The following is a 10,210-nucleotide window of genomic DNA, read 5'->3' on the forward strand; positions in this document are numbered from 1 at the left end:
CGCAGCAGGCTGGCCGGGTCGCCGACGCTGAGGGTCGCCGGCAATGCCGGCAGCGGCTTCAGCGCGTCCAGCTGACCACGCAGCGCCGATGGCGAGGCGCCGGTGAGCACGCCGAGGCGGTGGATGGCCACGTCCACCTCCGCCGCCAGCGGCGCCATGCTGGCGCGGGTGGTCGCCAGGAGGGCATTTGCGCGCGCCACGTCGAGGCCGGTGCCACGCCCGGCTCGCAGCAATTTCTCGCTGAGATCGGCGCTGCTGGCCTGGTTGGCGGCGCTCTGTTCGGCCACGTCGAGCCGCTGCTGGGCGCCGCGCAGCGCGAGATAGGTGCTTACCGTTTCGGCCACGATGCTGACCTTGAGATCATTGCGCACCGCTTGGGCCGAGCCGGCTTGCGCCAGTGCCTCCTGCCGGCGCCGGGTCAGGCGGCCGAACAGATCAATCTCCCAGCTGCTGTCGATCCCGATCGAATAGAAATCGCGCTCTGGCAGCGCGAAGCCGCTGCCAAAGGCCTGGCCCTGCGAGGAAAAGCCCTGGCGCTGATAGCTGGCACTGACCTGCGATGAGGGCAGGAAATCCGCCGTGCGCTCCGACAGCAGCGCCCGCGCCGCGCGCAAATTGGCTTCGGCGGCCGCGAGGTCCCGGTTGTGGGCGAGCGCGGAACCGATCAGCGCATCGAGCTGCGCGTCGCCCAGTTGCCGCCACCAGGCTTGCAACGGCGCATCGGCGGCGGCCTGCGCCAGCGGCGCGCGATCAAAGGCCGGGGCGGCGCTGGCGGTCACGGTGGGCGGCCCCTTGTAGGACGGGCCCACGGCACAACCGGCCAGTATCAGCACGGGCATCAGGGCGATGAGGACGACCGGGCGCATCATGCCGACACCTCGTTGTTGCCGGCCGCTTCGGGGCCGGTTGCCGCCTGCTCCCGCCTGCCGGCGAGGCCGCGGGTGATCACATAGAAGGCCGGGGTGAGCAGCAGGCCAAAGCCGGTGACGCCGAGCATGCCGGCAAACACGGCGGTGCCCAGCGCCTGGCGCATCTCGGCGCCGGCACCGCTGGCGATGACCAGCGGCACCACACCCAGGATGAAGGCAAAGCTGGTCATCAGGATCGGCCGCAGCCGCAGCCGGGCCGCCTCAACCGCCGCGTCCCAGCGGCTGCGACCTGCGGATTCGAGTTGGCGGGCAAATTCGACGATCAGGATGGCGTTCTTGCAGGCCAGGCCGACCAGCACCACCAGCCCAACCTGGGTGAGGATATTATTGTCCATGCCGCGCAGGCCAACGCCGATGATGGCCGAGAGCAGGCACATCGGCACGATCAGCACGATGGCCAGCGGCAGCAGCCAGCTTTCATACTGGGCGGCCAGCACCAGGAACACCACCAGCACGGCCAGGGCGAACACCACACCGGCCGTATTGCCAGCGCTGCGTTCCTGATAGGCGATGCCGGTCCATTCAAAGCCGAAGCCATCGGGCAGGGTGCGTTTGGCAATGCCCTCCATGATCGACAGCGCGGTGCCGCTGGAAATGCCCGGCGCCGCGTTGCCGTCGATCTCGGCCGCCGGGTAGAGATTGTAGCGCGGCTGGCGCGATGGCCCGGTGATGTTGCGGGTGGTGACCAGCGATCCCATCGGCACCATCTGGCCGTTCGACGGATTGAGGATGCGCAGCGACGCGATATTGGCCGTGGACATGCGGAACGGCGCATCGGCCTGCGCCGACACCCGGTAGGTGCGGCCCAGATAATTGAAATCATTGACGAAGGCCGAACCCAGGAAGACTTCCAGGGTGGAGAAGACCTCGCCCACCGGCACACCCAGCTTCTGCGCCTTCTCGCGGTCGATATCGAGGAAGAGCTGCGGCGTGCCGGTTTCATAGAAGCTGAACATGTTGGCGAGGCGCGGTTCCGCCCATGCGGCCTGCAGCATCTGCTGCGTGACCTCGTTCAGCCGCTGCGACCCGGCGCCGGACCGATCCTCGATCATCATGCGAAAGCCGCCGCCATTGCCGATGCCCGCCACTGCCGGCGGCGGGATGACGATGATGAAGGCGTCATCGATCGCCGACAGCCGCTTGTTGAGCTCGCCCAGCAGGGCCATGGCCGGCGCTCGTTCGCCATAGGGTTTCATCACGGCAAAGATGGCGCCGGCGTTGGGGGCATTGGTGAAGGTGGCGCCGTTGAAGCCGGCAAAACCCGCGGTGTTGGCCATGCCCGGCGTGTCGAGGATGATCTTGGTGGCGCGGCGCAGCACATCATCGGTGCGCTGCAGCGACGCGCCGGGGGGCAGCTGCATGGCGACAATCAGATAGCCCTGGTCCTGCTGCGGAATGAAGCCGCCTGGCGTGGCGGCAAAGCGCCAGGCCGCGATGCCGAGCAAGGCGGCATAGACGATCAGCACCAGCCCGGTGCGGCGCACGATGCGCCCTGACAGCAGGCCGTAGCGTTCGGAGAGGCGATCAAATCCGCTGTTGAAACGCGCAAAGAAGCGATCAAGCACCCCCGGTGTGCGGCCATGATCCTTGCTGTGCGGGCGCAAGAGGATGGTGGCCAGCGCCGGCGACAGGGTCAGCGAGACGGTGGCCGACAGGATGGTGGCCGTCGCGATGGTCAGCGCGAACTGGGTATAGAACTGGCCGGAGATGCCACCGATGAACGCGGTTGGCACGAACACCGCGGTCAGCACCAGCGCGATGGCGACCAGGGCACCGCCCACCTCGTCCATGGTGACATAGGCCGCCTCGCGCGGGGTCTTGCCGGCCGCCAGCTCGCGTTCGACATTTTCGACCACCACGATGGCATCGTCGACAACGATGCCGATTGCCAGCACCAGGCCAAACAGTGTGAGGCTGTTGAGCGAGAAGCCCAGCGCCGCCATCACCGCGAAGGTGCCGATCAGGCTGACCGGGATGGCGATGATCGGGATCAGCGCTGCCCGCCAGCTCTGCAGGAAGACGAACACCACGATCACCACCAGCAGGGCGGCTTCGAAGATGGTGCTGTAGACCTCGTTCACCGATTCCGCGATGAACTCGGTGGGGTTGTAGACCACCGTCTTGGCCAGGCCCTTGGGGAAATCCTGCGCCAGCTCGTCCATGGTGGCTTCCACCGCCTTGGCCGTGGCCAACGCGTTGGAGCCGGGGCGCTGGAAGATGGCAATGGCGACCGCCGGATTGGTGCCCAGATAGGCGTTTGTGGAATAATCCTGCGCGCCCAGTTCCACCCGCGCGATGTCGCGCACATGGGTGATGCGGCCGGCGGAATCGGTCTTGACGACGATGTTGCCGAATTCCTCGGCGGTGCGCAGCCGGCCGGTGGTGCGCACGGCGATCTGTTGCGCCACCGGCCGCGATGTCGGCGGCTGGCCGAGCACGCCGCTGGCCACCTGCACGTTTTCGGCGCGCATCGCTGCCAGCACCTCGCTGGCCGAAATCCGCAGGGTGCCCATGCGTTCGGGATCGAGCCAGATGCGCATCGAATATTCGCGGGCGCCAAACACCAGGATCGATCCCACGCCATCCAGCCGCGCCAGCCGATCCTTGATCTGCAGCAGCGCATAGTTGGAGACGTAAAGCTGGTCGCGACTGTTGTCGGGCGAGAACAGGTGCACAACCATCAGCATGTCGGGCGAGGATTTCTGGGTGACGACGCCCAGCCGGCGGACCGCCTCGGGCAGGCGCGGCTCAGCAATGTTGACGCGGTTCTGCACCAGCACCTGCGCGGCATCGAGATCGGTGCCGATCCGGAAAGTGGCGGTGATGGTCAGCCGACCATCATCAGTGGCCTGGCTCGACATGTAGAGCATGCCCTCGACGCCGTTCAGCTCCTGCTCGATCGGGGTCGCGACGGTATCGGCCACCGTTTCGGCGCCGGCGCCGGGATAGGTGGCCGTCACCGTGATGGTGGGCGGCGCGATCTCCGGATACTGCGCCACTGGCAGGCCGAAATAGGCGATGATGCCGGCCAGCGTGATCAGGATGGAGACGACGGCCGCGAAGATCGGCCGGTCGATGAAGAAGCGGGAGAATTTCACTTGCCGGCTCCCGCGCCCGCCGGCTGCGGCGTCACCTTGGAACCGGGCCGGGCGCGCACGATGCCGCCCACGATCACCTGGTCAGCCGGGCCGATGCCGGACCGGATCACCCGCATGTTGTCGGGCTGCAGCGCGCCCAGCGTGACGGGGCGCGGCTGCACGACATTGTCCTTGCCGACCACCAGCACGATCTTGTTGGACTGATCGGACAGGATGGCCGCTTCCGGCACCAGCAGCGCGCGATAGCGGCCCGAGCCGAGCAGTTGCAGCCGGCCGAACATGCCGGGCAGGAAGAGGCCATCGCTGTTGCGGAACACAGCGCGGCCGCGCATCGTGCCCGTCGTCGGATCGATGCGGTTGTCGACGAAGTTCATGCGGCCATCGTGGACAAAGCCCTGTTCATCCTGCAGGCGCAGCTTCACCGGGTTGGCGGCATCGCGCGACGACGGCCGTTCGCCCTCGGCATTCTGACGGACATATTTGAGATAGGCGGCTTCATCGGCGGTGAAGCCGAAATAGATCGGATCGATCGAATAGACGGTGGTGAGAAGTGTACTCGTCGGCCCGCCGCCGGAAACCAGATTGCCCACCGTCACCAGCCGGGCGCCAACCCGGCCCGAAATCGGCGAACGCACCTCGGTATAGCCCAGGTCAAGCTCGGCGGCGCGCAGCCGGGCGCGGGCGGCGGCCAGCCGGCTTTCGGCTTCGCGGCGGGCCTGCACGCGCGCGTCAAAATCCTCGCGGCTGATTGCCTCTTCCTTCACCAGCACCTGGCCACGGCCAAGATCGGCCTGGGTCTGGTCACGGCGGGTGACAGCGGATTCGACGTCGGCCCGCGCCGAGGCCAGCGCCGCTTCGAACGGCCTTGGATCGATGCGGGCGAGCAGATCGCCCTTCTTCACGATGGCGCCTTCGCGGAACGCAACGGCATCGAGATAGCCCGACACCCGCGCCCGCACCTCGACCGATTCCACCGCCTCGAACTGGCCGCTGTACTCGTCCCAGTCGATCACCTCTTTCTGCACGGGCGGCGACACCCGCACCGGCGGTGCGCCCTGGCCCTGGCCTTCCGGGGCCTGCGAACAGGCCCCGAGCAGGAGCAAGCCAGCCAATGCAGCGTGTCGACCCATGAAGAGCACCCCTTGATCCGTTCGAGCGGCGGACCAGAGCCAACCGGGCCGCAGTGACCCTAGTGCCCGCGCGTTGCAACCCTGCTCAAGCGGCGGGACTGCTGCGACTGCACCATTCTTGCGGTGCATTGGCCTCTGCCACAGGTTCGCGCGCATCTGTCGCAGGGCGGATTGGCAGCAAGATTGGTGCGCTGGCGCCGGTTCCGGCCACGCGGCCGATCACGGCCGCGGTTACCATCAAGTTGATCGGTGGGCTGGTGCGATGACCCCTCCCTGCGCGACCCCACCGATCGCACCCAGCCTGCCGCCTGGCCGACCCGCCAGCGGCAGCGCACGGGCCGGCCGGAGCCCCACCCCTCCGGCCGGCCCGTCGTTCAGCTGCGGCTGACGCGCCGCCAATGCGAGGGTGTGACACCGGTGGCACGGCGGAACACGCGCGAAAAAGCCTGCGGCGTTTCATAGCCGACCTGGGCGGCGACCTCGATGACCGGCAGCCCGGTGTCCGCCAGCAGGCGCTGCGCCCGCTCGATGCGTGCGGCGCGCTGGAAACTGCCCGGCGCCTGCCCGACGCTGGTGCGGAAGGCGCGGGCAAAATGAAAACTGGAAAGTTGCGCCAGGCCGGCGAGTTCACCGATGCTCACGTCGCGATCGAGATTGGCCATGACGTGATCGACGCACAGCCGCAGCACCCGCGGTGACAGGCCGCCGCGTGCCACGGTCACCGGCGTTTGCGCGGCCTTCAGCAATTCGCCCATCAGGCACAGGCTGATGCCCTCGGCTGTCAGCCGGGCGCCGGCGGTGCCATCGTCGCTTTCGTGCCACAACAGGCTCAGCAACCTGTGCAGCGTCACGGATTGCAGCGGCCGGCCAAACACACCGGCCAGCGATTCCGATGGTGCATCGATGTCCTGGCCGGCAAAGGCGGTGGAGATCCAGTCCAGTGGCCAGCTGAAGCTGCGCACATGGTGCGGCACGTGCACGGCCAGCCGGTTGGCATAGCTGGGGCGGAAGGCTAAGACCGAACCGGCCGGATCAACCCGGTGCCGCAGGCCATCACCCAGATCGGATCGCTGGCGGATGACCCCGCCGATGTTGTGCACGATGACCATGTTGGCCGTCGCCGCCGTTTCGATATCGATGGGCGGGTGCATGGAATCGAACATGGTGACCAGTGCGCCGCCGGCCTTGCGCTCGGCGATGTAGGGCGCCAGCTGGCTGGCGGCCATCCAGGCCGGGAAATCAAGCATGCCTGCGCCAGGCCCCGTCAGATGGCGCCTTCCCGGCGATGCCGGCGTCGCCACAGCGACGGGGTGACGCCGGCGCTGCGCCGGAAGATGCGGGCAAAGGCCTGCGGCGTGTCATAGCCGACGGCTGCGGCCACTTCGATCACCGGCAATTCGCTGGTCTGCAGCAGTTCCTTGGCGCGTTGCACCCGGCGCTGGCGCTGGTAGCTGCCGGGCGCCATGCCGATGCTGGCCTTGAAAGCACGGGCGAAGTGGAAGGGCGACAGATCGGCAATGGCGGCCAGTTCGGCAATGCCGATCTGGCGGTGCAGATTGGCATCGACAAATTCGATGCAGCGCCGTGCCGCCCAGGGCGCCAGGCCGCCGCGCGACAGCGCCACCGGCTGCTGGACGATGCGGGCCAGTTCGGCCAGCAGGTTCAGGCTGAGGCCTTCAACGGCCAGCTGTTCAGCCACCCCGCCGTCCCCGCCGGACTGCCACAGCAGATCGAGCAGCTGATAGATGGTTTCGGACTGGAAGGCGCGGCCAGGCAGTTCGTCGCCAAGCAGGTGCGCCGCCAGCGCTTCATGCCGCGCCATGGTGCTCACAACCCAGTTCGCCGGCCAGGCGAAGGTGCGGATCTCGTGGCTGCCGTGCACATCGATATCGGTGGCATAGTCGGGCCGCAGCACGTGCAGCGAGCCCGGCGCATCGATGCGATAGCGCATGCCGTCGCCCATGTCGGAGCGATGGCGGATGATGCCGCCGACATTCTGCACCATGACAAAGGTGGGCACGGCCGGATCCGACATGTTGCCGGCCGGCTGGCGGCTGTGGAACATCGACACGAGGTTGCCGCCCGATTTGCGCGCCACCACATGCTCGGCGAGTCCGCCGTGCGCCATCCATTCCTCGAAAGAAGGCCACACGCCATCACTGGCGAGGCCTGGGGCGTAGAAGTCCACCGTCCGCATACCCTCTTGCGGCCCCTCGGCCGGGGCCGGTGCACACACCCATCGAGCAGAGAGATATGGCAGATTATCGAAAGGTGGAAGGCACTTGGCCGGAACTTCACCCGCCAACAGGACGGAAGCCGCAATCACGGGCGCAATTGCGCAAGATCGGCGCAGTCTGGACAGGATTGGCGGCGACGACACCACGCCAGCGGTGCAGGTGAGGCCCAGTGCAACGGGGATTCGTCATGAAGCTCTACTTGTTCTCCTTGGGTGCCGGGCTGCTTGCTGGCCTGCTGTACGGGCTGCTTGGCGTGCGCTCCCCGGCACCGCCGATCGTCGCGCTGGTTGGCCTGTTCGGCATCCTGGTCGGCGAACAGCTGCCCACCCTGGCGCGGCAGTGGCTGCCATCCAGGCCCCCGGCTGAAACGGCAACCGCGCCGGACAAGCAGCCGTGAGGGGCAGTATCCTCCTGATGAACGGCCGCTTCACCACGCTTGATCCGGCCAATCCGGCACCGGAAGCCCTCGCGCTGGCCGATGGTCTGGTCGCGGCGGCCGGACCGTTGGCCGAGGCCCGCGCCGCTGCCGGCCCGGATGCTCGAATCATCGATTGCGGCGGCCGCCGGGTGATCCCGGGCCTCTCAGACAATCATATCCACGTCATCCGCGGCGGGCTGAACTTCAACCTGGAGCTGCGCTGGGACGGTGTGCCCAGCCTGGCGGATGCCATGCGCATGCTGAAGGCACAGGTGGACCGCACGCCGGCACCGCAATGGGTGCGCGTGGTCGGCGGCTTTTCGGAACAGCAGTTTGCCGAGCGCCGGCTGCCGACGCTCGACGAGATCAATGCCGTCGCCCCCGATACGCCGGTGTTCATCCTCCACCTTTATGACCGGGCCCTGCTCAACCGCGCGGCGCTGGCGGCAGTGGGCTACACGAAGGACACGCCCGACCCGCCGGGCGGCATCATCCAGCGCGATGCCGCCGGCAATCCCACCGGGCTGCTGATTGCCAGCCCCAACGCCGGCATCCTCTATTCCACGCTGGCGCGCGGGCCCAAGCTGCCGATCGAGTACCAGAAGAACGCCACCCGCCATTTCATGCGCGATCTCAACCGCTTGGGCGTGACCAGCGTGATCGATGCCGGCGGCGGCTTCCAGAATTACCCCGAGGATTATGCCGTCGTCGAGCAGTTGCACGCCGAGGGCCAATTGACCCTGCGCATCGCCTATAATCTCTTCACCCAGAAGGCCGGCGACGAACTGGCCGATTTCCGCCGCTGGACGGACAGCAGCGCCATCGGCCAGGGCGACGACTGGTATCGGTTGAATGGCGCCGGCGAAATGCTGGTGTTTTCCGCCGCCGATTTCGAGGATTTCCGCCAGCCGCGCCCCGATCTGCCGGCCAGCATGGAGGATGATCTCGAAGCCGTGGTGCGCCTGCTCGCCGAGCGGCGCTGGCCGTGGCGGCTGCACGCCACTTACGACGAGACGATATCGCGCGCGCTGGATGTGTTCGAAAAGGTCAATCGCGACATTCCGCTGGCGGGCATCAACTGGTTCTTCGACCATGCCGAAACCATCTCGCCGCGCTCGATCGACCGGGTGGCGGCGCTCGGCGGCGGCATCGCCTTTCAGCATCGCATGGCCTATCAGGGCGAATATTTCATCGAACGCTATGGCGCCGAAGCCGCCGCTGCCACCCCACCCTTCCGCCGCGTGCTCGAAGCCGGGGTGCGCACGTCCGCCGGAACTGACGCCACGCGAGTCGCCTCCTATGATCCCTGGGTCAGCCTCGCCTGGTTGACCACCGGCAAGACCCTCGGCGGCCAGCTGCTCTATCCCGCCGCCAACCTGCTCGACCGCGAGGCGGCGCTCAGGATGTGGACCAGCAATGTCAGCTGGTTTTCGGGCCAGGACGGCCGCAAGGGCCAGCTGAAACCGGGCCAGTTCGCCGACGTGGTGGTGCTGTCGCAGGATTATTTCAGCATCCCCGGCGACCAGATCCGCCAGACCGAAGCGCTACTAACAATCGTGGGCGGGCGCATTGTCTATGGCGCGGGCGATTATGCCGAGCTGGCACCACCACTGCCGCCGCCGATGCCGGACTGGTCCCCGGTCGGCCTGTTTGGCGGCTACCAGAAACAACCACAGCCCGCACTGGCCAGCCAATGCGCCTGCAGCACGGCCTGCGGCGTGCATGGCCACAGCCACGCCCAGGCCGCCAGCGCCAGCCTGCCCGTCGTGCCGGCCGAGCTGAAACGCTTCTGGGGCGCGCTGGGCTGCCTGTGCTGGGCGATATGAAGAACCACTCGCTTTCCCGGCCGCAGGCGGCCAACGCCAGCCTGCCCTGGACCTGGCTGCTCTGCGCATCGGCGCTGGCGCTGCCCTTCCTGGTCAGCGGCATCGCCAAGCTGGCCGATTACACCGGTGCCATCGCCGAAGTGGCCGACATCACCGGCCTGCCCGGCCTCGCCCCGGTGCTGACGCCGCTGGTCATCCTGCTGCAACTGGCGGGCGGCATCTGCCTGTTCGGGCCGCCGCCGGTGCGCGGCCCGGCGGTGCTGGCGCTGAGCGGCTTCACCCTGCTGGCCTCGATCCTGGCGCATGATTTCTGGAACGCGCCGCTGGCGAGCCGCGTGCATGAGCTGACCACCTTCTGCGAGCATCTCGGCCTCATCGCCGGCCTGGTGCTGCTGCACCTGAAGCAGGGGCGTGGCTGATGGCCAGCGCCGCGCCGCCAGCTGCCGTACGGCCCTGGCTGGCGCGGGTGCCGATGTCGCTGTTTGCCAGCGTGATGGGCATGGCCGGCACCGGCCTCGCCTGGCGGCGCGCGGTGGCCAGTTTCGGTGCGCCGGCCTGGCCGGGCGAGGCGT

Annotated in this window: 8 protein-coding genes; 3 read left to right on the forward strand and 5 right to left on the reverse strand. The window is 67.7% G+C overall.

Going from position 1 to position 10,210, the window contains the following annotated elements; all coding sequences use genetic code 11:
* The 5 genes from GJ693_RS10490 to GJ693_RS10510 form a co-directional block, all read right to left on the reverse strand.
* On the reverse strand, window positions 1-869 hold an 869-nt coding region (locus tag GJ693_RS10490; protein WP_197042108.1), incomplete at its 3' end, for a TolC family protein.
* Window positions 866-4,027, reverse strand: coding sequence for an efflux RND transporter permease subunit (locus tag GJ693_RS10495; RefSeq protein ID WP_156256258.1), 3,162 nt, complete (start codon window positions 4,025-4,027; stop codon window positions 866-868). The genes GJ693_RS10490 and GJ693_RS10495, both read right to left, overlap by 4 nt.
* Window positions 4,024-5,157, reverse strand: coding sequence for an efflux RND transporter periplasmic adaptor subunit (locus GJ693_RS10500; protein ID WP_156256259.1), 1,134 nt, complete (start codon window positions 5,155-5,157; stop codon window positions 4,024-4,026). Before GJ693_RS10500 ends, GJ693_RS10495 begins: the two co-directional genes overlap by 4 nt.
* A gap of 374 nt (window positions 5,158-5,531) precedes the next feature.
* On the reverse strand, window positions 5,532-6,404 hold the full coding sequence (locus GJ693_RS10505; protein WP_156256260.1) for an AraC family transcriptional regulator: 873 nt from the start codon (window positions 6,402-6,404) through the stop codon (window positions 5,532-5,534).
* A gap of 17 nt (window positions 6,405-6,421) precedes the next feature.
* Window positions 6,422-7,345: an AraC family transcriptional regulator gene (locus GJ693_RS10510; RefSeq protein ID WP_197042109.1), complete on the reverse strand. Its 924-nt coding sequence runs from the start codon at window positions 7,343-7,345 to the stop codon at window positions 6,422-6,424.
* 236 nt (window positions 7,346-7,581) lie between these two features.
* On the opposite strand from GJ693_RS10510, the gene GJ693_RS10515 reads away from it, so the two are divergent.
* The 3 genes from GJ693_RS10515 to GJ693_RS10525 are packed head-to-tail and all read left to right on the forward strand — an operon-like array spanning window position 7,582 to window position 10,057.
* The gene (locus tag GJ693_RS10515; RefSeq protein WP_156256262.1) at window positions 7,582-7,791 is read left to right on the forward strand and encodes a DUF1427 family protein; all 210 of its coding nucleotides are present in this window, start codon (window positions 7,582-7,584) and stop codon (window positions 7,789-7,791) included.
* Between the two features lie 17 nt (window positions 7,792-7,808).
* Complete coding sequence (locus tag GJ693_RS10520) at window positions 7,809-9,638, forward strand: amidohydrolase (protein WP_156256264.1); 1,830 nt, start codon at window positions 7,809-7,811, stop codon at window positions 9,636-9,638.
* Window positions 9,635-10,057 (forward strand): DoxX family protein, encoded by a 423-nt coding sequence (locus tag GJ693_RS10525; RefSeq protein ID WP_156256263.1) that lies wholly within the window; start codon window positions 9,635-9,637, stop codon window positions 10,055-10,057. Before GJ693_RS10520 ends, GJ693_RS10525 begins: the two co-directional genes overlap by 4 nt.
* The last annotated feature ends 153 nt before the right edge of the window (window positions 10,058-10,210 follow it).

Source organism: Sandarakinorhabdus oryzae, assembly GCF_009733735.1.
Taxonomy (GTDB): Bacteria; Pseudomonadota; Alphaproteobacteria; order Sphingomonadales; family Sphingomonadaceae; genus Sandarakinorhabdus; species Sandarakinorhabdus oryzae.

Bases quoted from the DNA above. Each gene is read 5' to 3' on its own strand.
- GJ693_RS10500 (WP_156256259.1), bottom strand. From the start codon at position 5,157: ATGGGTCGACACGCTGCATTGGCTGGCTTGCTCCTGCTCGGGGCCTGT.
- GJ693_RS10505 (WP_156256260.1), bottom strand. From the start codon at position 6,404: ATGCTTGATTTCCCGGCCTGGATGGCCGCCAGCCAGCTGGCGCCCTAC.
- GJ693_RS10515 (WP_156256262.1), top strand. From the start codon at position 7,582: ATGAAGCTCTACTTGTTCTCCTTGGGTGCCGGGCTGCTTGCTGGCCTG.
- GJ693_RS10520 (WP_156256264.1), top strand. From the start codon at position 7,809: ATGAACGGCCGCTTCACCACGCTTGATCCGGCCAATCCGGCACCGGAA.
- GJ693_RS10525 (WP_156256263.1), top strand. From the start codon at position 9,635: ATGAAGAACCACTCGCTTTCCCGGCCGCAGGCGGCCAACGCCAGCCTG.